Origin of the sequence: Plectonema radiosum NIES-515 (assembly GCF_025753815.1) — a bacterium.
GTDB lineage: Bacteria > Cyanobacteriota > Cyanobacteriia > Cyanobacteriales > Nostocaceae > Hassallia > Hassallia radiosum_A.
This window is the reverse complement of record NZ_JAOWRF010000233.1, coordinates 9,128-29,876: the sequence shown is the minus strand read 5'-3', so window position 1 is coordinate 29,876 and position 20,749 is coordinate 9,128. Positions and strand designations below refer to the sequence as shown.

Sequence of the window (20,749 nt, the reverse complement as noted above, 5' to 3'; positions counted from 1 at the left end):
AAAATCTTAAGCATTTTATTGATGGCGTTGGGCTACAGCGTTTAAGTCTACTGAGGGATAACCGCTCCCATGCTCCCGTTGAAGTAGAAAGTAAAGTCTAGCTTTGTCTAGGTTTTATATAGCAGAATCCCCAATATGAGGAGGGGAGAAGTTTATGATGCTCGACTTGAACCTGTTGAAGGTTCTGAACAAGGTGGAACTCGCCCTGTGATTATAGTAAGCCGAGATGCGATCGCTGCTTATAGTCCTGTGGTTTTGGCTGTTCCTTGCACTACTTATAAAGCTGGTAAACGAGTTTATCCCACTCAGGTATTAATTCAAACGCCAGACGGAGGATTAACCAACGACTCTATCGCAATGGCAGATCAGGTACGGGTATTATCCAAAACTCGCTTTTGGGGTTTACGAGGAGTGCTTAGTGATGAAACAATGATTTTATTAAATGAAGCTTTGTTAATTGCGTTGGATTTGCCTGGTCAAGTTTGAATAACTCAAATAGACATCTCCAGAAATGAACTATGCGTTGCCCAAAACCCTTGTAGAGAGGTTAAATTTAACGTTAGATTCTTTTTCAAATAGGTTGTCTAATAGATATCTCCGAAAATGAACTATGCGTTGTCCACAACCCTTGTAGAGACGCGAAATTTCGCGTCTCTACATTGTTTTCTGGAGATGTCTAATGCGATCGCTCTGACGGTGAGAAAAATCGCTGCTGAACGATCGCGATTAATCAGAGGTTAGGCGATCGCGATCGCCGATTATGGCACAATTAAATCTAATGGTTGTGTTGACTGCGATCGCTCAATGGTATTTCTTCATCAGCTTTCAGATTTCATTGACAATTATACAGTCAGTAACTCATCTCCAAGTTATTATTATCAAGGGCGCTCTCCTGAAGGTGGCGAACTACTCAGACTACCACGCACTTCTTTGGTAGAAGCGATCGCACATAATTTAATGCAACATCTTGCCCAAAATGACTTACACTGTGGTGAAGGTAAGATGTATGGAATATTGCTAGTAGAACTACCATTAGGCGAACAACGGGTCATAAAAGCTTTCTCCGGTCTTCTCAATGGTAACAGCATAGTTGAGGGCTGGGTTCCGCCAATTTCGGGACGTGATGAAGTAGCTTTAGAAGAAGCTCGCACATTGGCTGAATTGGAAGCAATAAAGCAGGAAATTATAACTTTAAAGCAACTTCCCCAAAGGCAGCAATACGAAACGCTTAAAAGCGAGTTTGATATTAAGTTGGTTTCTTTGAGCGATCGCCATCAAAATTATAAACAGCAACGACACGAAAAACGTCAGATACTCTGCGAAACCCTAACTGGAGAAGCTTTAATAATTGCCCTTGAACAACTCGATGAAGAAAGTCGTCAGCAGAAAATTGAACGACGACGATTTAAACGTCAACAAGATGAAGCATTGCACCCGCTGAAGTCGATAATTGAAACCGCAGACATACAGATTCGCGAACTGAAACAACAGCGCAAACAACTTTCCCGCCAACTTCAAACGCAGATGCACGCAGCTTACACCCTAGTAAATTTTCTAGGTCAATCAAAATGTTTGCAGCAATTAATACCACATAACTTACCCACTGGAACGGGAGATTGTTGCGCTCCCAAGTTGCTGCACTATGCGGCAACACATAACCTCAAACCCCTGGCAATGGCTGAGTTTTGGTGGGGTGCATCCTCGGTGAATCAGGACAAAATCCAGGGAGAATTTTACGGTGCTTGTCTGGAACGGTGTCAGCCATTGATGGGGTTTTTGCTGTCAGGATTAAGACCTAACCCCCCTACCCCCTTAAGAGCTAGGTCAGGGGGAGAAATTTATCCCCTCTCCTTGCAGGAGAGGGGTAGGGGAGAGGTATTACCGATTGTTTATGAAGACGAATGGCTAATTGCGGTAAATAAACCTCCAGGACTGCTTTCAGTACCTGGTCGTTATCGCGATCGCCAAGATAGTGTTGTGACTCGCTTGCGTAATTTGTTACCTGATGGTGATACGTTAACATCTGTGCATCGTTTGGATCAAGAAACATCTGGTATACTTTTGCTGGCACGCGATCGCTCTTCTCATCGTCAACTCAGCCAGCAATTTCAGCAACGCCAAATTCACAAAGTTTATGAAGCTCTACTTTCCGGTTTACTGACAATTGATGAAGGTGTAATTCAACTACCATTATCCGCAGATTTACAAAATCGTCCTTATCAGCAAGTCGATGAATGCGGTAAATTCAGCTTAACTCACTTCCAGGTAATTGCGAGAGAAAAAGACTACACCCGTGTAGAATTTATACCAATAACTGGACGCACCCATCAACTGAGAGTCCACGCTGCCGATGTTAGAGGACTTGGGATGACAATATTAGGCGATCGCCTTTATGGATGCAATGCTGTTGTCAATCGATTATATCTGCACGCAAGAGAACTTCGCTTTCAGCATCCGCAAACGAGACAAACTGTGCATTTACAAACACATACCCCCTTTTAAGGATATTTCGTAGTGAGGGCTTCAGCCCTCAAAAAAGCTTCTAAACCCTATCCTTTGCTGGTGGTGTTATACCACTCTTATGTAAACCTGCATCGATTTTCTTCAGTAATATAAAGTCCTCCTCCGGCAAAAGAGAACTACTACACTGCTTTTCTAAAAACGAGAAAGCTTGTCTAAACTGATACGGCTGTGCTTTAATGGGGGCATCAAAATGACAGGGGATAATTTCCTGAAAGTCCCAGCTAGCAATCTTATCAGCCCATTCGATAGTTTCTTGGGGTGCGCGATTGAGAATGAGAGTCTGTAAAATTGGTGCGACAAATAAACGACCATCTCCACGTAGTGCATCAAAAGACTGCTTCCAATTTTCTTTCCATTGAAAGGGAAACAACCCGAAATAAGCTTTCTTTGAGCGTTCCGGTGCTTTGAAAGCGTTGCGAAACACTTCACTCCATGCAGGTACTTCCAGCACGGCAGGTTGAAAATATAAAGCAAATAAAGAGATACGCTGCCATCCTTTACGACGGTTTAGCTGATTGTCGGCAACGATATCAGTTGCCTTGTCTCTAGCATGAAACAGCAGAGGATATGAATCTAATTGTAGGATCGCCGGCGGATCTTCTGGTACTGAAATAACTGAATCAGTGACAAGAACAGTATGCGTTTTCTTGTGGAAAAATGCAACTTCGGCAAACTTACCCACTCCCAAATAAATCGGACCGAGTATCGCATAATCAAAATCCTTCGCAAACGGGGTTGTACTGCTGTCTTCTGGAAGTAATGAAGTACGTTTAGAAGGCAAACCCAGCCAACTTAGTGGCAGATTTACAGGGAAACTCCACTGCTGTGGAGCCACAAATACCTCTGCATTCCCAAAGCATCTTGCAAACGGACCGACAAAAACTTTGTGTTCTAGTCCAGAAATAGTTGGCAAAATGATATACTTAATATCGCCGTGGTGTGTCACCAACTCTTTAACTAGCCGGATACATTCTGGTGTGGGTGCGATCGGTGCATAAACGAGCAAACCACCTTCATTAAGCTTAACAACAGTCATCCGAATCGGCACAACAACATAGAAAATCCCCTGAAGCTGGTCAAAAGTCCAAATTGTGTCTTTAACTACTTCCTTGCGAATTGTCCGTCGTCTACCATATGGGTAAATTGGCAAAGTGAACCAGAAAGACCATGAAAAGTCTCTCGGATCAATCTCTTGTGCGTTTACATCATCATCATCAGCCACTTTGCGACCCCTTGCAAATTTCCAATACTCAGACTATTTTCATTTAATCTCTAAAAGTTGGAGTTTAGCAGATTTTTGTGTTAATAATTGCCAAGTAAACAAATAAGTTTTATCGTATTAGTGTATTGGACGTCTCCATAGTCATACGTAGAGACTACCAAGTGCTACGTCTCTTGGGGTTCGGGCAACGCATAATTAAATTCGGTCGATGTCTATTAAATCAGTCTTGTATTTTTTCCTAAAAAGCTTTGGCATACGATAATATCTCTCGGTATTCCACATCTGAATATCCATTAGACGTCTGGTATAAATTAATTATGCGTTGCCCGAAACCCTTGATTAGACTACCAAGTGCTACGTCTCTACGTATGACTCCGGAGATGTCTATTATAGGACTTACGCATCGTACATAAGTACTAAAACTGTTCCGGCTTCCAACCCTCCCTTGAAACTACGGATGCTCGATTATTGGCTGAGAATATATCGTAAATACGAGTGTCCGTTTGATTACAGCAATTTTCATGTATTTAGACCACACTCTTGTTTCTTAATTTCTTCCTTTGATCGTATCAACGCAAATAGGCAAGTGCAGAGGTTGCATGAGACATAGGTGCATCTGTGCAGTAGACAACCTATTTGAAAATTAAATATGCGTTATCCAAACCCCAAGAGACGTAGCACAGAATAGTCTCTACATTAGACATCTCCGAAAATTAAATATGCGTTATCCAAACCCCAAGAGACGCGAAATTTCGCGTCTCTACATTGTTTTCCGGAGATGTCTATTAGACGTCTGGTATAAATTAATTATGCGTTGCCCGAAACCCTTGATTAGACTACCAAGTGCTACGTCTCTACGTATGACTCCGGAGATGTCTATTCATTTTCACCATTGCGATTTAGCCCTCTTTGAAACAATTAATGAATTGCTTCTACAAAATTCACAGAAGACAGCCATTCCTGCCATCCCAGGGCAGCTGGGATGGCAGGAATCGTCAGAAGCCCTCTTGGGCATAGGGCAACGAGGAGCGAAAACCCTCTTCCCAATGCCCCCTCTACCGTGCCCGTGCGCGACTCTGGGGGATGAATTTAAGCCCAATTCAGCAACACCATAAATTCTTACTGAGTCATGAGACTCCCGTTAAGACACTGGTAAATCTCATTCAGTTTGCCCTGGTGGTGGGTATTGGCTTCAAAGCGATTTTTCAACACCTCAAGAGGGACGTGCGATCGCAGACGCAGCCGAAGAGTTGGTTAAAAATTCCCTCGCAAGTCGGTGGGGTTACAACATTTCACGCTCATCTGTGATACAAATCATTCTCTTTTCCCCTGCCCCCTGCCGTCATTTGTCTCAACCTGAAAGTAAAACGGTATGACTCCTAACTTTTAACTTCAGCCGAGTAACTGCTAAACTCGTTTGCCCGTGCGCTATCTACCAGAGTCCAGCCTGCTTTCAAAAGCTTTTGATAAGTTGCCCAACCCAAAGAACCGCCTTGTATTTTATAATCCGCTACTGCATATTGCGGAAAAGCTGTGTAAGGACGCCACGGTTGATTAGGTGCGGTCTGCAAATGTAACATTTTCTCTCCATCACCGCCAAACTTAGATAACCAGCACATTTGTCGATGCATGGCAAACTCCTCGTATTTTCTTTAAATGCATAATGACAGACTTATGTCAAGTTTTACCTCACCCTTGTGGGGTAATTTTTCTTTGCCTAGTTTTGTGGTCGCATGTCGAGTTAAATGCTTCGACTAATCTATGTTATGAAGCATAGATCCCTGGCATCCCGAAGCTGCAAAGAAAACAGCTATAACAAAAATCTTCACCTAGGATTTTTCCAAGGGTAAGATTTCTCTAATTTTATCTGCGGTTTTCGCTATTTGTATGTATTAGAAGCTACTATTTCTTAACAAAATTTAACCTGCAAACAATATTGTCAGTGTCCCAACCTTGATTTTGCTCCCCAGAAGTAGTGGCGAAATCGCGCTTCACCACTTAGATATCCCCTATTTCCACATGATGTCAAAACGATGGAGCATACAACTTGTCACCAACAATGCCGCGAATTTCTGCTACTAACTGCTTGTAGGCAAAGTCAGATAATGCTGGTTCAGCGGGTTGCAAGTTAATTGTCTGTGCCAAATCAATCCATGATTTACAGCCTTTGTATTCTTGGCAATAGGGAATTTCTTGCACTTTGGCTAATTTGTAAGTCCGCAGCAGCAGAATGTAAAGTGGTTGACGCGCTTTCCATATCAGGCGATCGCTAATAAAATACTCATTCCAGATGTAAAATGGCAGTAATGCTTTGACAATTGACTCGTCACTAACTGGTAAAATATCAGTAATTTCTGCCCAACTGCCGATTGGCACTGTTTCTGGATGCCAACCAGATGTCACTGGCTGTACATATGAGGCATAGTCAGCTTTCAGCAGAAAAGACTGTTGATGTTCATAAGTTGGGTAGAGCAAAATCTCTTCATGGGCAACTCGGAAACGTCCACCTTGTTCATGAATGCCGCCTTTACGTAGTAGCATAATAGTCTCGCCCTGTTCTAAGGCCTTGACGGCAACTGCCCATTCTTTGAGAGCATGGATTGTAGTTTTTGGCATAAATACTTACTAATGTTTTAATCGAAAGACTAATAGTTATAGTAGGTTTACTCTCGCTGCTAGGTGTAGACGTGTGTGTAGCCGCGAGTCAAGAAGCATTCCTAGTTAACAATAGAAAATCAACATAGTCGCAAATGATAGAGAACTTAATCAATAATTCTGCCAAGGCTCCATTTATTTCTGTTGTCTATGGAAAAATTAGCAGATTAACATCATAACATTTTTTTCAAAATCTATATCTGAATAAGTAATAAAACTATCAAGACACGAAAAAAAGATGTGTTACCAACTACAAATTAATTTGACTTCTGCTGTCCCTTACTTCTAAATATAACTAAAGCAAAATTACCGCATAAACAAAGAATATATCTAAATATATTTAGAGATATTCTTCACTTTTCCGGACTGCAAAATAAAACGCCCCGGTGAGAAACTGACGTAATTAATTAAATCTGATAAAGGCTGAACCGCTTTATCTAAGTCTAGAGGAATAATTTAGCAGATAGAATAGTTTTTTTACTTTACAAGTATGAAATAAAATGAGAACATATGCATAAAAGAAAAAAAGCCTTATCAGTCAATAAAATATGGAAAAGCGACGTTTAGGGACATCGGACGTGCAAATCACACCCATCTTGATGGGAACTTGGCAAGCGGGAAAAAAAATGTGGGTAGGAATTGAGGATGCTGACTCAATTAAAGCCATAAAAGGAGCGTTTGAAGCGGGTATTACCACATTTGACACTGCTGAGGTATATGGTGAAGGACATTCAGAACAAATTGTGGCTGAAGCTTTATCAGATGTACGCGATCGCGTCGAATATGCGACAAAAGTTTTTGCCAACCATCTCAAATATGATTTAGTGATTGAAGCTTGCGATCGCTCTTTAAAAAATCTGAAAACAGATTATATTGATCTTTACCAAATTCATTGGCCCTCAGGCTCATTTCATAGCGAAAATGTCCCGATTGAGGAAACAATGAAAGCCCTCAATCATCTGAAAGAACAAGGTAAAATTCGCGCTATTGGTGTTTCCAACTTTTCCGGCACTCAATTGCAAGAAGCCAGCAAATATGGACGCATTGATAGTTTACAACCGCCTTATTCTTTATTTTGGCGACAAGTAGAAAAAGACGCAATGCCATATTGTGTAGAAAACAATATATCTATCATTGCTTATTCACCTTTAGCCCAGGGATTATTAACAGGTAAATTTGGGGCAGATCATAAATTTGACCCCCAAGATAATCGTGCGAAAAATAAACTATTTCAAGGGGAAAATTATCAACGCGCTCAACAAGCTTTAGATAAATTGCGTGCGATCGCCTTACGCCACAATTGTACTTTAGCTCAGTTAGCACTATCGTGGTTAATTTCTCAACCCCAAGCTAATGCGATCGCAGGTGCCCGACACTCCTCTCAAGCGATCGCTAATGCCAAAGCTGCTGACGTGAAACTCTCTGAAGATGAACTTCAAGAAATCGATGCGATCGGACGCATTGTCACCGATCGTTTAGACGACAACTCACTTATGTGGAATTGGTAGGAAATGTAGTAAGCGCGAAGAGCGCTTTCTTTCAAGCACTCTTCGTGCTTACTACGTACTTAAAAGTTAAAACCAACTCCTAACTGCAATCCGACATCAGTTTGGTCGAGAAAAGCTGCATTCACCGCACCTGTTGCCGTAAAGCGAGAACCTAAAGGAACATCTATACCACCAGTCAGCAATAAACCAACATCAGCATCGTTGCTAGTTTCAATCGCAACTCCAGCACCTACATAAGGAGATATCCCAAATGTTCGTCCTGCCGCATCTGCTGTTCTAGGTGCAAAGTCTAAAGTGATAGGAACTAGAATAATTGTATCATCACCGAACACCGCTGAGGGTCGTACTGAGAAGTTGCGTGTCAGTCCGAGTTTGCTAATTACCGCAAAGTTAGGTTCGCTCAAAGCTGAATCACCACCAAGACCAATATTTCCAGCAACCCCAACGTAGCTGGAACCACCACGAGTAGCTCTACCGGGGGAAACTTCATTGTTTAGCTGACTGATATTAACATCGGGTGGGATCAGAACTTGGTTAATCGCGTAAATCACACCGTTGCTCGTTTGAATCGGCTGGATTACTCTAGTATTGTTGACTGTAATTTGATTGTTAGCACTATCGAGTTGAACATTTACAGATTTGTTTGCAAGGGTTCTAACTTCTCCCGCCGAAGTTACTTGACCGTTGACGACGTGGTATGTCAAAATCCGTTTTAACGTTTCTTTATTGCGCGGTTGCAGTAACTTTTGCAAAGTCTCTTGAGGTAAAGCTGCAAATGCCTCATCAGTAGGTGCGAAGACTGTATAGGGACCTTTTCCTTGTAAAGTTTCTGTTAAACCTGCTGCTTTGAGTGCAGTAGTCAGAGTTGAAAAAGAACTAGTAGAACCAGCAAAAGCTACGATATTGCTAGATGTTGTGGTCGCAGTGTTGGTTGTATTTCCTGTTGTGGTTGTCGTTGTGCTTGTACTTGTTTGAGTGCCGTTGGCGCTTCCGGCTACAATATAGTTAGCTGCCGGAAAGTTACTGGCAAGAGGTTGTAATTGTCCCTGTCTGACTAAAGCTTGATATAAAAGTGCTGCTGCTTCTGCACGAGTCAGAGACATTTTCGGATTCAATACTTTCAACTCTGGATAGTTGACAACTAAGTTAGCTTGAGTTGCGGCACCGACATTATTAACAGCGTAAGCTGGAATTTCTGCCGCATCTGAATAGTAGGTACTCAACACATTTGTTGTAGTATCCCCAGCATTTAAACCCAAACCGTTTGTCAATGCAACGATCGCTTGAACTTTAGGAATTTGCTGATTTGGCAAAAACAAGTTATTCGGATACCCTGACAGAAATCCGGTTTCGTAAGCTTCCTGAATTGCCGAAGCAGCCCAGTAGTTAGCTGGAACATCTCTAAATGCACCTTGGCTTAACTGTCGCTTCGGAGTTTGATTAAAAGCTTTTTGAATCATCGCTGCAAATTGAGCGCGGGTAACAGGTTGATCCGGCTTGAATGTACCATCAGTAAAGCCGCTGATTACGTTTCTTTGAGCTAAAGCTTGAATAAATGGATTCGCCCAGTAATCAGATGATACATCACTAAAGCTTGTGGTTGTTTGAGTTTGGGCTGGGGTTTGAGTTGGAGTTTCGGTTGGGGTAGTTTGAGCTTCCGCGATCGCGCTTATTGTTATCGGCGTAATTGTTGCGGTTATTATACTGATAGCGAAGAAAGCCGTTTTTGCTAATGACCAACGAAATAAACTAAACATAAATCTACACCTTAATAAAATCAGGCTAAGTTTGGGTAATATTCAGATTGAGACTTTATAGGTTAGTGCCACAATCAGATCGTTGTCATCAACCTAGAGAATCATCAGAACTAAAACTTTTTACTGATGAAAGTTAATTTCAACCACCATTTATGTAATAGCTCTTTATCAACTAGAAAAAATCTATCCCAAGCTAGGATTTTAATCCGGCAAAAATTAGATTTTAGATGCTATTCTTGGCTATTTTCGGTGCTGTTAAAGATTTTATTGCCTCACGCCAGATCGGAGAGTCGCAGAGAAACAGTGTGATATCATATCCGTTTAATTAACTGTAATAAAAACCTACCTACCGTCGTAGAGACGTTCGGTCCGGAACGTCTCTACGACGGTAGGTAATAAACCTGACATGATATGAGATGCTCGCTTAGAAGACCACTCTTGCACCTTAATCAGCAAGCTGATGATACCTTTGCTGAATATCCTCAATTGTAAACACCGTCTGAAACTTCAACCCCACCGACTGATAAAACTCAGTACCACCCTGTAAACGATCTATCAGTGAAATTACTAGACCTACGGTATAACCTGCCTCTCTAAGTCGTTCAACTGCTTTCATTGCCGATCGCCCTGTAGTCACAACATCTTCTAAAACCACTACTGTTGCATTCTCTGGCAAAGTCGGACCTTCAATATATGCTTTTGTGCCGTGTCCTTTAGCTTCTTTGCGAATAATTAAAGCGGGTATTGGTCGATTTTCATACGCAGAAACCACACTCACTGCTGTGACAATTGGATCTGCACCTAATGTCAAACCGGCGACAGCTTGCGTGTTTTCTGGTAGTCGTGATAGAAGAATGCGACCAATCGCTAAAGCACCTTGAGGATTAAGTGTTACCTGCTTACCATTGATGTAATAAGAACTCGGTTGCCCAGAAGAAAGTATAAAATCTCCTTCTTGATAGGCAAGTCGGCAAAATAAATCTAGCAACTGTTGGTGCAGAATATTAAAATCGGCAGTAGATGCCCACAAGTCAGACGGGGAAAGATTTTCAGCTTGATAATTCATCACAAAACATTAAAAGTTGTGCTACACCAAAGGTTGAACTCATCAAAGTTCTCAAATTAAGCATAAGTTAAGATTCGCCCATCATATTGAGGAGTCATAAATATGGGTATAAAATTTAAAGCTGTTGGCGGTTTATTAGTGCTGCTAGCTGCGAGCATTAGCATCCCAGCTTTTGCCGATGACAAGGGGACAGCTAATTATGAATCACCAAATGAAGTATTTGATCGAGCTTTCTTTAAAAACGATCGCAATTTCTACGGTAACAACACTTTTAGGCGACAAATAGACTGGTTGGTTGGATCGGGTTCGTTGTTCCGCAATTCCTTTCCAGAAAGCGAAATAGCGCGTGATGCTGAGTTGGTTAACGTTGTCTATCGCGACGTTCTCAATCAGCAAGTTGGCAACGATCCATATATTCGCACGCCAGATTTACCCAATCCTTATAATACATCCTTAATGATGTCTCCTCGCTTAAACTCCAACAAGCTCAAAACCGGCACTGAATTTAGGTTTGAGACTGTACCACCTCGGTAAAATGCCGCTACGCTAAATCAATAGTCATGATTTTCATGACTATTGACCAAAGTCCAAAATTTTTGGCATTATATATTTTCGGGATAATTTTGTGATATGTGTCAAAAATTAAACGTATTGTAGAGACGTTCCGGACCGAACGTCTCTAGGATTGATCCAAAACGTCTCTAGGATTGATCCAAAACGTCTCTAGGATTGATCCAAAACGTCTCTAGGATTGATCCAAAACGTCTCTAGGATTGATCCCAGGGTTATGCAATGCTAAATTTATCATGATTGGATGCGCCCTACTGGAATCGAACCAGTCTGAAAGCGAATTATGAGCTCGCTGCCTCCCCAATCGGCCAAAGGCGCTTATTTAAGTTTGGGATTGCTATGAGTTATTAGTTCAACCCTATTGCTAATTTTAGCGTTTTGTTGCAATCTCACGACTTGATTTTAGCATGAGTTCACAGCCTGTGAACTCTCTACAATAGTTTAGCAGATTTTATCATCCTGTCGGGAAGACCCCATGCAAAACAAAGTGGAGCTTGGGGATGAAAGACAGGGCAAAGTTTAGAACACTTAACTAATTGACCTGAATTAGATAAGTGTTGTAGAATCTACCTAATGGGAAACAAAGCTGACAAATTGAGAATCTATGCGAATAATGAGCAGTCAGCATTTTTGGCAAAGTGTTTTGGCTGTTCTAGGTTTGTCTACAATTACTTTTTGAGAGTGACCACGGATGTTGACGCTGAGTCGAAAAAATCCCTGCGTTACAAGGAGTGGGCAAAGTTATTGATTAGTTTAAAATCTGAATTTGAATGGCTCAAAGAAGTTAACTCCCAATCACTACAACAAACACTGAAAGATTTAGAGTCTGCATTTACGCGATTTTTCAAGAAGTTAGGAGAATTGCCAAACAATAATTAAGTGAAGCATAGCGGAACTTAGGGTACTTCACACTACATCATTTGACACAGAAATAGGGCAGACTAATATTGATTAAGTCTTTTAGAAATTGAAGTACAGAGCTTCAATACTTTTAGATTAATATAGCGGCAATAGCTTCGAGAGCGATGAAATTAAATTCCACTGTATTTCTGACGTTGATTTTATTAACCCTAATGTTGGGAGCAGGTTCTGTAAGCGCGTTTTGGGGCTTTACTTTGGGGAGTTCCGCACTTAAGGGTGTGACAACCCCAGATGGTCGTCCCACAACCAAATTCGCCAGCACTAAGGCAAACAGCGCCCAACATCAAGCGGTAACATTATTAAGAGAGGAAGAAATCCTCAAAATTGTTAAATCCCGGATTGAGGGTAAGAGCAAGGCTGCGAAAGCGAAAAAGTCTGATGACGAGGACGAAGAAAATACCAGTAAGCCAAAACCTCAGGAAACACCGACTCAAGCCGAAGAAAAACCCCAAGCTGGATTTCCAATTACTGCTGAAAGCGAGAAAGTAACGATTTCTGTACAATCTGCTCGCTACTCTGGCGGTGATTTGCTACTTCGCGTAAAAATGCAGAATAAAGGTGCCGATTCTGTGCGTTTTTTATACAGTTTTTTAGATGTTACTGATGACAAAGGGCGGACTTTAAGCGCTAGCACCGAAGGCTTGCCAGCAGAATTGCCTGGAAATGGACCGACATTTTCTGGTACAGTAAGTATTCCTACCCCTTTGCTTGATGATGTGAAGCGTATCTCACTTGCCTTGACTGATTATCCCGATCAAAAATTGAAACTGGAAGTGCCAAATATTCCTGTCGAGAGATAGGGATTGAGGACGCTTAGATTAGGGATTAGGAGCTAGGGACTCTTGACTGGGGAGACAAGGGGATATAGTTAATTCAAAGTTGTTTTTTTGAATTGTTTTCTTTCCAGTCCCCAATCGCCAGTTTGGTCGTAAACAATCAACAACTAAGCACTAACAATCCCTAATCTCAAGATTATCTTTCATAGGAGCGTCAGTTGTACACGGACTTTGGCGGTGATTGGTTTTCCTAGTTTAAGTTTGACAGATGTGGGGCTGCGATTGTTGTCAGTGCTGCTGCTGATAGCCATCAATGCTTTTTTTGTAACAGCCGAGTTTTCGATGGTGACAGTGAGGCGATCGCGTATTCAGCAACTAGTCGAGGCTGGTGATATTCAGGCGATCGCTGTGGAAATATTACAACGTAGTATAGATAGATTGCTATCCACTACTCAGTTAGGCATTACTTTGTCTAGCTTGGCTTTGGGTTGGATTGGCGAAAGTACAATTGTCGGGTTAGTAGGTTCATGGCTGGAATCATTGCCTTTACCTATGCGGACGAGTGTTTTTATCGCTCATTCCCTATCAATCCCCATAGCTTTTTTCTTAATTGCTTATCTACAAATTATTTTAGGGGAACTATGTCCCAAATCCATCGCCATGCTCTACTCAGAACAGCTAGCGCGGTTTTTGGGACCTTCAGTCAAAGCGATCGTCCGATTTTTCAGCCCCTTTATCTGGATTCTCAACCAATCAACTCGCGCCATCATGCGATTGTCTGGCATTCAGTATACAGGACAAAGCTGGCTACCACCTGTTACCTCAAAAGAACTGCAACTGATTATCTCTACAGAACGAGAATCTACTGGTTTGCAGCTTTCGGAGCGAGAATTGCTTAATAATGTGTTTGAATTTGGTGATGTAACAGCACAATTGGTGATGGTTCCCCGCACCAGCATTATCGCTTTGCCCAAAGATGCCACCTTCAGTAGATTGCTTACTGTAATGGTAGCGACTGGTCACTCTCGCTATCCTGTCATCGGCGAATCTTTAGACGATATTCGTGGCATTATTTATTTTAAAGATTTGGCAGAACCTTTAGCGATTAACAAGCTGACATTACAGACACATATCCAGCCTTGGATGCGTCCAGCACGGTTTGTCCCAGAACATACCCCATTAAGTGAATTATTGCCCCGGATGCAGCAAGAGAAACCAGCAATGGCGATCGTCGTGAATGAATTTGGCGGTACTGTGGGACTAGTAACGATTCAAGATGTTATAGCCAAAATTATCGGCGACGCAAGCGAAGCCGAAACTAGCGACGACTTGTTAATCAAGATGTTAGATGAACAGACATATTTGGTGCAAGCACAAATCAACTTAGAAGACTTTAACGAAGTCTTGCACATCAATTTGCCTTTAACTAAAAAATATCAGACATTGGGTGGCTTTGTACTCTACCAATTGCAAAAAATTCCTTCTATGGGGGAAACCTTCAATTATGACAATTTCGAGTTTACTGTCATTTCAGTCACCGGACCACGCCTGCACCAAATCCAAGTGCGACGCTTGGAAGAGGAGGGGGAGAGGGGGGGATAGGGAGCACTCATGCAGGGTCGATGTCTATTAGACATCGACCGAATTTAATGATGCGTTATCTGAACCCCTTGTAGAGACGATTCTGTGCTACGTCTCTACATTCATTTTCAAATAGGTTGTCTATTGGTTATGTCTGTGCACACAAAACCAAGTTTACTTTCACCGAATGAAGCTTTGGTGTATTCCTTGATAATTCAATCACGCGATCGCCTCAAGCTTGCAGGCGCAAACTCGAATTTATACTTCAATTATGCAACACCATAAGTAAAGTTTAGTTATAAGTTAAGAGTTATAAGTTAGCAGTTCTTAATTCCTAACTCCTAACTTATAACTCCTAACTTTATTTAATCCTTTAAATTCCAAGCGGCAAAAGCCAAAGCACCCCAACCAGCAATCAAAGCTGCACCTCCGAGTGGTGCGATCGCTCCCAATATTTTTACATTTGTTAACGACAGAGCATATAAGCTACCTGAGAACAAACCAATCCCAATGACGAACAGCCACCCACTCGCTAATAAAATCGGTGGCTCCGATTGTTGGTAAATGCTCAACAATAGTGCTACTAACAATAATGCCAGAGCGTGGTACATTTGGTAACGAGCGGCGGTTTCAAAAATTTCCAGCGAGCGATCGCTAATTTTATCCCGCAATGCATGAGAAGCAAACGCACCACTTGCAACCGACAAACCGCCTAAAATAGCACCTATACTCAAAAAAATTTGCGTCATGGAGTTATCCCATTTTCGCTCTCTTAAGGTTTAAACATCAAAATGATAAGAGATTGCCCCATCCTCGCTTACTTTAAAGTTAGCATGAAATTCTTGCGCTTTTTCATCTAAATATTCTCTGGCAACCGCAGCTGGTAGCTGTGACTGCATTGCAAAGCTTAAAACGGTGACGCGACCATTATTTTCAGTCAGCATTTGATAAAAAAGAGATTGCAAGCGATCGCTCACCTGTTGATTAATCATTTTTTTCTCTTGCTGACTTTCACGGTACAATCCAAATGCTAGCCATCCCCCCAAAATTAAAGTAGGAACGCCAAAAACTAAACCGCCTACAACAGTATTATTATCAGGATAGGTAGTATTTTGAGCTACAAATTCTTGCTCCTCAAAATCTACGGGTAATCGCCGAGATGCTTTCTCTATAGCGATTTTGTTAAAGAGTGCTGAGGCTGATAGCGTCATAAACATAAATCCGAGTGTAAGCAGCCACCCAGAAGCTAATTTTCCTGCTGTCTTCATAGTTCCACTTGAAAGATGAACTTTGTTTGTGATTCTAGCCTCACTTGCCTACATGTTCCACTAAGAAAGCAGCGACTAGGGACTGGGGAGCTTGGACTAGGAAATAAAAATGACATCTCATGTCATGTCTGGCAGAGCGCACATATTGTCGAGACGTTCCGTCGTCACGTCTTTACGACCGTTGCAGCATTTTTATTACTATTAATGAGCGTGGACATAATATCAAAGATGAAACAGGTAACTAATGTTGCCTTGATCACTGGCTTCAAAAGTAGCATTAAATTCTTTAGCTTTTTGATCCAGGTATTGCTTGGCTTGTTCCCCAGATAGTTGTGCTTCCATCGCTAACTGTAAGATGGTAATTCTACCATTATCGGCTTTCAGCATTTGATAAAAAGTAGAATCGAGGCGATCGCGTAACAATTTTTCATTTCTTCTACGCAATCCCCAAAGCATGTATCCTCCCCCTGCTACTAATGGCACACCGAGGGCTATTCCTCCAACAAAAGTATCTGTCGCGTCTTCCTGTTCTAAGGTATTCTGGTCTTTATCTGGTAACTCCGATAAGGCAGAAGCACTGACCATCAAACAGATAAATCCGCTCATAAGCAAGAACCCAGCAGTTACTTTGGTAAGGAAGTTCATAATTGCGGCAAAATATAAAAGTTATCTTGCCGCAATCTTAACCTCACTTACGCGTAGCTTCCAATATTCGCGAAAAGTAAAAGCGAGTCCGAGTCATTGACTGTCTTTCGACGAAGTAGCCGTTTTTTTCTAGTATTTTCACCACATCAACCTCACGATGCAAGTAAGCACGAGTTGCTTTACTCGGTCCTGGGAAAAAGCTGCCGATTTTTTTTAGTATACTCAAAGCGAAGGTTTTCGGCGCAAAGCTGAGAATTACCCGCGACTGTGCTAATGAAGATAAATGCGAAATCATCTCGTCTGCTTTTTCTTGGGGATAGTGGATGAGAACATCCAAGCAAATGACGGTATGATAACTACCACTCAAGGCTTCTAAATCTTGAACCGCGAAAGTCGGATTTTCTTTTTGTCCTAAAGTTTCTAAAGCTCTATCTTTCGCTTCACCCACCATTTTGTCAGAAATATCGCTGGCATAAACTTTCGCATTATCTGCCGCTAGGGGGATGCTAAGACTACCCACACCACATCCAGCATCGCAGATTGATATTTCGGCTAAATTGTTATCAGCTTTTAACCAGCTAAGGACTGTATCGACGGTTTGCTGATGTCCGTTGCGGATGTCTAGCTGAATTTTGTTGACTTCGCCATCACCATAAATACGTCTCCAGCGATCGAAGCCTGTGGAATTGAAATAATTTTTAACAATTGTTTTATCGTCGGTTGCATTCATGTTGAATTTTCATGGGTTCCCAATGCTTAAAAATATCATTAATAACAACCGTCAAGAACGCTCTTTTAAATTTTTCTATACTCAACTGCCCTAACGACTAGAAGTCGCGGCTATACGAACGAAGCCCACCTCCGTGGGCTAAGAGGAAAATCAACGGTTCAGATATTGCAGCCCTAGCGACTGGAAGTCGCACGCCACATGCTTCTCCCAAGGGGAGACGCTGCGCGAACAAGTCGGCAGAGCCGCCCAACGCAGTGGCTTGGCTATACGAACGAAGCCCACGGAGGTGGGCTAAGAGGAAAATCAACGGTTTTGAAGTTTGCGTGGGATAATATCTCCCTCTGCGCGATCGCTTTTGCGGCAGTCGATAACTGTATCTATCGAGCATTGATGCGAACCGATAAGAGCGATCGCTTTCACAAGTTTTTTGTGATAGAGTTTCATACAAAGATGCAAAGGGGAGCATCCCACTTTTGAACAAATATTTTACCCGACACCCTAGAAGGGTGCGGCTAGAAGAACCAAGCCCACCTTCGTGGGCTAGAAGAACTCTTAGCCCACGAAGGTGGGCTTCGTTTGTATAGCCCAAGGCTTATAGCCTGTGGGCTTTTTGCAAAACTGGGATGCTCCCGATGCAAAGTGCGCTTTTGTTATGAATATTAATATTATGGCAAAGGTAAATAAACTATGCGGTCTTGATATTCACCATCTTCTGAAGCTAAAGCAACTAATATTAATTATTCTATATTTTCACCAACACTTAAATTCGGATTTAGAATAAAAATTCCTGGTATGTGACGATTCACAGCAATACGATCAGCTAAATGTACTGGCATGGAAGTGCGGTTGTTTGTCACTAATATAAAATTATTTTCCTCATACCAACATATAATTTCTGGATCGAGTGTTCCTTTCGGTGGTGTTTCTGGTTCTCCTACTACCTGGATAAAAATTTCACGTTCTTTTAGTTTAATTTGATTTGGATATAGAGGATTGACATTTTCATCAATCAGATATCTCAGCGTCATGTATTTGTTTTTTGGCTTGTCTTGCAGTTCGGAGTTGGCGGAGTTTTTCTGATACTGGTGGGGGATTAAGTCGCTGTTCTTCTCTCATTCTATGACCATGTTCTAGCCAGTTATTCATGTAAACACTGACAATTTCTTTGTTTTGCAAATAGTAAAGAATAGTCGCATATACTTGTTCTAAGGAAATTGACTTATATGTTTGGGCAATTTCCTCTGGAGAGCGTCCACAATCGATGTATTCATAAAGAATTGTTTCAATTCCTATTCTTGAATTTTTCAGTCTAATATCTCCAGGAGAGAGAAAGTTGAAATACTCTGCAATATCTTTAGATATAGCTTGACCTATATCTATGGTTTTGCTGTTCATAAATTTGAAACTATGATTTCCCAAAAATAATGATGATCTTGATTGCTTTGTTTTCTGGCATAAATTTGAGAACGGACGATTTCTACTTCCTCTGTAATTTACTCTAGAGATAATTCATCAGTTTGAAATACTTCTAGTAACTGCGTTAACTTGTTATTTAAGGTTTCTTTTTCTAGCTCTTTGCTAAGTAACAACTTTTCTGAATCAGAAAGTTGTTTAACTAGGGTAAGAATTTGCTCAAATGTCAAGGGTAGTTGATAGGTATGTTGTAACATAGTGTCAAATATTCTTCTGTCTTAAATTTACGTTCATTACTATTTCTACACCTTATTTTACCGCCTAAACCAAGCGCGTACCCAACGCCAGAACCGACGCAACCACCCCCAAAACCTACGACGGGGGACTACAGGCATTTGTGGTTGAGAAAGACGCTCAATTGCATTGTTGCAATCTTGCACATTAGCATCAAATCCCATTTTCTGATACAGTTCACGGGCATTGCGATAAGCACCCAGCGTGTCTGATTGATGATTGACATCTACTAATATTCCACCCTGGTTAAACCACGTATTAGCTTCACCCCTGCGATCGCTGTTGGGTCAGGTGATGAGTGTATCATTAGATGGGAATCGACAAGAGCGATCGCGTGGTTTTATAAATATTTTTTTAATTCTTTCAATTCCTTACCAATCAAAAAGCTAATCCAAAGATTAGTGTCAATGATTATCTTGATACCTGTGCCATTTCTGCAAAATCCATTGCTTGTTTGTGTAAGTCTTGAATCTCGTTCATTATGAACATCAAACAAAAATTTTCATTCTCGCCAATTATCGATTACTAAAGGATATCCTAATGCTTGGATATTTTGATAATGTTTAGTATTACCCGTTACTAAAACTAAATTATTTTTGATCGCTATAGAAGCTATTAAGACATCTGCTAATCCAATTGATTGTCCTGCTTTTTCTAAATCTGCCTGAATCAGTCCTGAAATTTCTGCACAGCTTTGGTCTAAATGCAAAATTTCTAATTGAGATAAATCTGCCAAAAATTCTTGAATGCGGTCATTGCGATTTATTTTCCTCCATCCCTTGATGATTTCAGAAACAGTAATTACCGAAATTGTGTACTGTTGCCATATAGCTCTATAAGTAATAGATTTAGCATTGATTTTAGGATTTTTACCTTTGCGAATCTCTGATAAAATATCTGTATCAATTAAAGATTTTCTCACAACGAACTTTAGTCTCTATAATTCCTGTGTTTGAAAATATCTACAACCATTTCATCAACTAGTTCAGAATCATTAGCCCATTTGCCAATAAATGAATCATTAAGAACTTCTGGTTGAGTAAGATGATCGATCATTGCTTTAATTAAATCTGATACTTGGCAATTATTGGTTTGTGCCAATTGGTTGATTTTTGCAAGTGTTTCTTCATCAAGTTCTATTTCTAGTTTTTGCATAAGTGATTAAGGAGTTGCAAATTAACAGCTTAGATTTATTATAAGTGAATGAATTTTGTTTACCGCCTAAACCAAGCGCGTACCCAACGCCACAACTGACGCAACCACCCCCAAAACGCACGATGGGAGATTACAGGCTTTGTGGTTGAGAAAGACGCTCAATCGCATTGTTGCAATCTTGCACATTAGCATCAAGTCCCATTGCCTGAAATAGTTCACGGGCATTGCGATAAGCACCCAGCGCGTCTGATTCTCGGTTGAGGTTTTCTAATGACAAACCTAAGTTATACCAGGTGTTTGCTTCCCCTCGAATATCACCAATCTCCCTCTTGATTTCCAAAGACTGTTGGTAGAACTCAATTGCCCGTTGGTACTGTCCCAGGGACTTGTAAGCAAGACCTAAATTGTTTAAGGATTTACCTTCGCCATTGCGATCGCCTATGTCCCTAGATATTTCCAAAGACTGCTGGTGGAACTCAATTGCCCGTTGGTACTGTTCTAGAGAGTAGTAAGCAACACCTAAACCCATTAAGGAAGAACCTTCGCCATTGCGATCGCCTATGTCCCTAGATATTTCCAAAGACTGCTGGTGGAACTCAATTGCCCGTTGGTACTGTTCTAGAGAGTAGTAAGCAACACCTAAATTCATTAAGGATTTACCTTCG

Annotated in this window: 28 protein-coding genes and 1 tRNA gene; 11 read left to right on the top strand and 18 right to left on the bottom strand. The window is 41.3% G+C overall.

Translation table 11 applies throughout. The features are described 5' to 3' along the window. The first annotated feature begins 135 nt into the window (after nt 1-135). The 3 genes from OGM63_RS16015 to OGM63_RS16005 all read left to right on the top strand — a co-directional run bounded on the left by OGM63_RS16015 (nt 136) and on the right by OGM63_RS16005 (nt 2,502). Nucleotides 136-486, top strand: a complete 351-nt coding sequence (locus OGM63_RS16015; RefSeq protein WP_263746587.1) for a type II toxin-antitoxin system PemK/MazF family toxin — start codon at nt 136-138, stop codon at nt 484-486. Between the two features lie 117 nt (nt 487-603). Next, nucleotides 604-741, top strand: a complete 138-nt coding sequence (locus OGM63_RS16010) for a hypothetical protein (protein WP_263746586.1) — start codon at nt 604-606, stop codon at nt 739-741. A 63-nt stretch (nt 742-804) separates the two neighbouring features. Continuing rightward, the gene (locus OGM63_RS16005; RefSeq protein WP_263746585.1) at nt 805-2,502 is read left to right on the top strand and encodes an RluA family pseudouridine synthase; all 1,698 of its coding nucleotides are present in this window, start codon (nt 805-807) and stop codon (nt 2,500-2,502) included. 40 nt (nt 2,503-2,542) lie between these two features. On the opposite strand, the gene OGM63_RS16000 is transcribed toward OGM63_RS16005, so the two are convergent. After that, complete coding sequence (locus tag OGM63_RS16000) at nt 2,543-3,745, bottom strand: DUF4336 domain-containing protein (protein WP_263746583.1); 1,203 nt, start codon at nt 3,743-3,745, stop codon at nt 2,543-2,545. A gap of 1,083 nt (nt 3,746-4,828) precedes the next feature. Between OGM63_RS16000 and OGM63_RS15995 the strand changes: the two genes are divergently transcribed. Continuing rightward, nucleotides 4,829-5,053, top strand: a complete 225-nt coding sequence (locus OGM63_RS15995) for a hypothetical protein (RefSeq protein WP_263746582.1) — start codon at nt 4,829-4,831, stop codon at nt 5,051-5,053. Nucleotides 5,054-5,124: 71 nt separating this feature from the next. Here OGM63_RS15995 and OGM63_RS15990 read toward each other — a convergent pair whose 3' ends face one another. Together OGM63_RS15990 and OGM63_RS15985 are read right to left on the bottom strand one after the other, a co-directional pair. Continuing rightward, nucleotides 5,125-5,376, bottom strand: coding sequence for a hypothetical protein (locus tag OGM63_RS15990; protein WP_263746580.1), 252 nt, complete (start codon nt 5,374-5,376; stop codon nt 5,125-5,127). 394 nt (nt 5,377-5,770) lie between these two features. Next, nucleotides 5,771-6,361: a DUF1802 family protein gene (locus OGM63_RS15985; RefSeq protein WP_263746579.1), complete on the bottom strand. Its 591-nt coding sequence runs from the start codon at nt 6,359-6,361 to the stop codon at nt 5,771-5,773. 587 nt (nt 6,362-6,948) lie between these two features. Between OGM63_RS15985 and OGM63_RS15980 the strand changes: the two genes are divergently transcribed. Continuing rightward, entirely contained in the window at nt 6,949-7,908 is a 960-nt protein-coding gene (locus tag OGM63_RS15980; protein WP_263746578.1) for an aldo/keto reductase, read from the top strand. Nucleotides 7,909-7,967: 59 nt separating this feature from the next. Here the strand turns inward: OGM63_RS15980 and OGM63_RS15975 are convergent, their stop codons facing one another. Together OGM63_RS15975 and pyrE are read right to left on the bottom strand one after the other, a co-directional pair. Beyond that, nucleotides 7,968-9,665, bottom strand: a complete 1,698-nt coding sequence (locus OGM63_RS15975; RefSeq protein ID WP_263746577.1) for a fasciclin domain-containing protein — start codon at nt 9,663-9,665, stop codon at nt 7,968-7,970. A gap of 445 nt (nt 9,666-10,110) precedes the next feature. Next, entirely contained in the window at nt 10,111-10,731 is a 621-nt protein-coding gene (gene pyrE, locus OGM63_RS15970) for an orotate phosphoribosyltransferase (RefSeq protein WP_263746576.1), read from the bottom strand. A 102-nt stretch (nt 10,732-10,833) separates the two neighbouring features. Here pyrE and OGM63_RS15965 point away from each other — a divergent pair, with 102 nt between their 5' ends. Beyond that, nucleotides 10,834-11,265: a hypothetical protein gene (locus tag OGM63_RS15965; protein ID WP_263746575.1), complete on the top strand. Its 432-nt coding sequence runs from the start codon at nt 10,834-10,836 to the stop codon at nt 11,263-11,265. 281 nt (nt 11,266-11,546) lie between these two features. Here the strand turns inward: OGM63_RS15965 and OGM63_RS15960 are convergent. Beyond that, nucleotides 11,547-11,619 (bottom strand) — tRNA-Ile (locus OGM63_RS15960). Between the two features lie 255 nt (nt 11,620-11,874). Between OGM63_RS15960 and OGM63_RS15955 the strand changes: the two genes are divergently transcribed. The 4 genes from OGM63_RS15955 (at nt 11,875) to OGM63_RS15940 (ending at nt 14,864) form a co-directional block, all read left to right on the top strand. Beyond that, complete coding sequence (locus tag OGM63_RS15955; RefSeq protein ID WP_263746574.1) at nt 11,875-12,180, top strand: helix-turn-helix domain-containing protein; 306 nt, start codon at nt 11,875-11,877, stop codon at nt 12,178-12,180. A 146-nt stretch (nt 12,181-12,326) separates the two neighbouring features. After that, on the top strand, nt 12,327-13,022 hold the full coding sequence (locus tag OGM63_RS15950; RefSeq protein ID WP_263746573.1) for a hypothetical protein: 696 nt from the start codon (nt 12,327-12,329) through the stop codon (nt 13,020-13,022). A 213-nt stretch (nt 13,023-13,235) separates the two neighbouring features. Beyond that, nucleotides 13,236-14,600: a hemolysin family protein gene (locus OGM63_RS15945; protein ID WP_263746572.1), complete on the top strand. Its 1,365-nt coding sequence runs from the start codon at nt 13,236-13,238 to the stop codon at nt 14,598-14,600. 129 nt (nt 14,601-14,729) lie between these two features. Beyond that, nucleotides 14,730-14,864 carry a hypothetical protein gene (locus OGM63_RS15940; RefSeq protein ID WP_263746571.1) on the top strand — a complete coding sequence of 45 codons (135 nt, stop codon included), beginning with the start codon at nt 14,730-14,732 and terminating at the stop codon, nt 14,862-14,864. Nucleotides 14,865-14,944: 80 nt separating this feature from the next. Here the strand turns inward: OGM63_RS15940 and OGM63_RS15935 are convergent, their stop codons facing one another. The 9 genes from OGM63_RS15935 to OGM63_RS15895 all read right to left on the bottom strand — a co-directional run bounded on the left by OGM63_RS15935 (nt 14,945) and on the right by OGM63_RS15895 (nt 19,093). Continuing rightward, a complete protein-coding gene (locus OGM63_RS15935) occupies nt 14,945-15,328 on the bottom strand; it encodes a DUF423 domain-containing protein (protein WP_263746570.1) in 384 nt (127 codons plus the stop codon). A gap of 30 nt (nt 15,329-15,358) precedes the next feature. Next, nucleotides 15,359-15,847, bottom strand: coding sequence for a hypothetical protein (locus tag OGM63_RS15930; RefSeq protein ID WP_263746569.1), 489 nt, complete (start codon nt 15,845-15,847; stop codon nt 15,359-15,361). 222 nt (nt 15,848-16,069) lie between these two features. After that, the gene (locus OGM63_RS15925) at nt 16,070-16,453 is read right to left on the bottom strand and encodes a hypothetical protein (protein ID WP_263746568.1); all 384 of its coding nucleotides are present in this window, start codon (nt 16,451-16,453) and stop codon (nt 16,070-16,072) included. A gap of 82 nt (nt 16,454-16,535) precedes the next feature. Further along, nucleotides 16,536-17,222 carry a magnesium protoporphyrin IX methyltransferase gene (gene bchM / locus OGM63_RS15920; RefSeq protein ID WP_263746567.1) on the bottom strand — a complete coding sequence of 229 codons (687 nt, stop codon included), beginning with the start codon at nt 17,220-17,222 and terminating at the stop codon, nt 16,536-16,538. 303 nt (nt 17,223-17,525) lie between these two features. Continuing rightward, nucleotides 17,526-17,666 carry a hypothetical protein gene (locus tag OGM63_RS15915; RefSeq protein WP_263746566.1) on the bottom strand — a complete coding sequence of 47 codons (141 nt, stop codon included), beginning with the start codon at nt 17,664-17,666 and terminating at the stop codon, nt 17,526-17,528. A gap of 293 nt (nt 17,667-17,959) precedes the next feature. Further along, the gene (locus OGM63_RS15910) at nt 17,960-18,250 is read right to left on the bottom strand and encodes a DUF5615 family PIN-like protein (protein ID WP_263746565.1); all 291 of its coding nucleotides are present in this window, start codon (nt 18,248-18,250) and stop codon (nt 17,960-17,962) included. After that, nucleotides 18,228-18,617, bottom strand: a complete 390-nt coding sequence (locus OGM63_RS15905; RefSeq protein WP_263746564.1) for a DUF433 domain-containing protein — start codon at nt 18,615-18,617, stop codon at nt 18,228-18,230. Before OGM63_RS15905 ends, OGM63_RS15910 begins: the two co-directional genes overlap by 23 nt. 98 nt (nt 18,618-18,715) lie before the next feature. Next, nucleotides 18,716-18,892, bottom strand: a complete 177-nt coding sequence (locus tag OGM63_RS15900; protein ID WP_263746563.1) for a hypothetical protein — start codon at nt 18,890-18,892, stop codon at nt 18,716-18,718. 57 nt (nt 18,893-18,949) lie between these two features. Next, complete coding sequence (locus OGM63_RS15895; protein ID WP_263746562.1) at nt 18,950-19,093, bottom strand: hypothetical protein; 144 nt, start codon at nt 19,091-19,093, stop codon at nt 18,950-18,952. A gap of 55 nt (nt 19,094-19,148) precedes the next feature. On the opposite strand from OGM63_RS15895, the gene OGM63_RS15890 reads away from it, so the two are divergent. Further along, nucleotides 19,149-19,319 carry a hypothetical protein gene (locus tag OGM63_RS15890; RefSeq protein ID WP_263746561.1) on the top strand — a complete coding sequence of 57 codons (171 nt, stop codon included), beginning with the start codon at nt 19,149-19,151 and terminating at the stop codon, nt 19,317-19,319. Between the two features lie 112 nt (nt 19,320-19,431). On the opposite strand, the gene OGM63_RS15885 is transcribed toward OGM63_RS15890, so the two are convergent. The 3 genes from OGM63_RS15885 to OGM63_RS15875 form a co-directional block, all read right to left on the bottom strand. Then, entirely contained in the window at nt 19,432-19,851 is a 420-nt protein-coding gene (locus OGM63_RS15885) for a PIN domain-containing protein (RefSeq protein WP_263746560.1), read from the bottom strand. A gap of 8 nt (nt 19,852-19,859) precedes the next feature. Further along, entirely contained in the window at nt 19,860-20,084 is a 225-nt protein-coding gene (locus OGM63_RS15880; RefSeq protein WP_263746559.1) for a hypothetical protein, read from the bottom strand. A gap of 130 nt (nt 20,085-20,214) precedes the next feature. Next, nucleotides 20,215-20,749, bottom strand: a 535-nt coding sequence (locus OGM63_RS15875; protein WP_263746558.1) for a tetratricopeptide repeat protein, incomplete at its 5' end; no start/stop codon positions are given.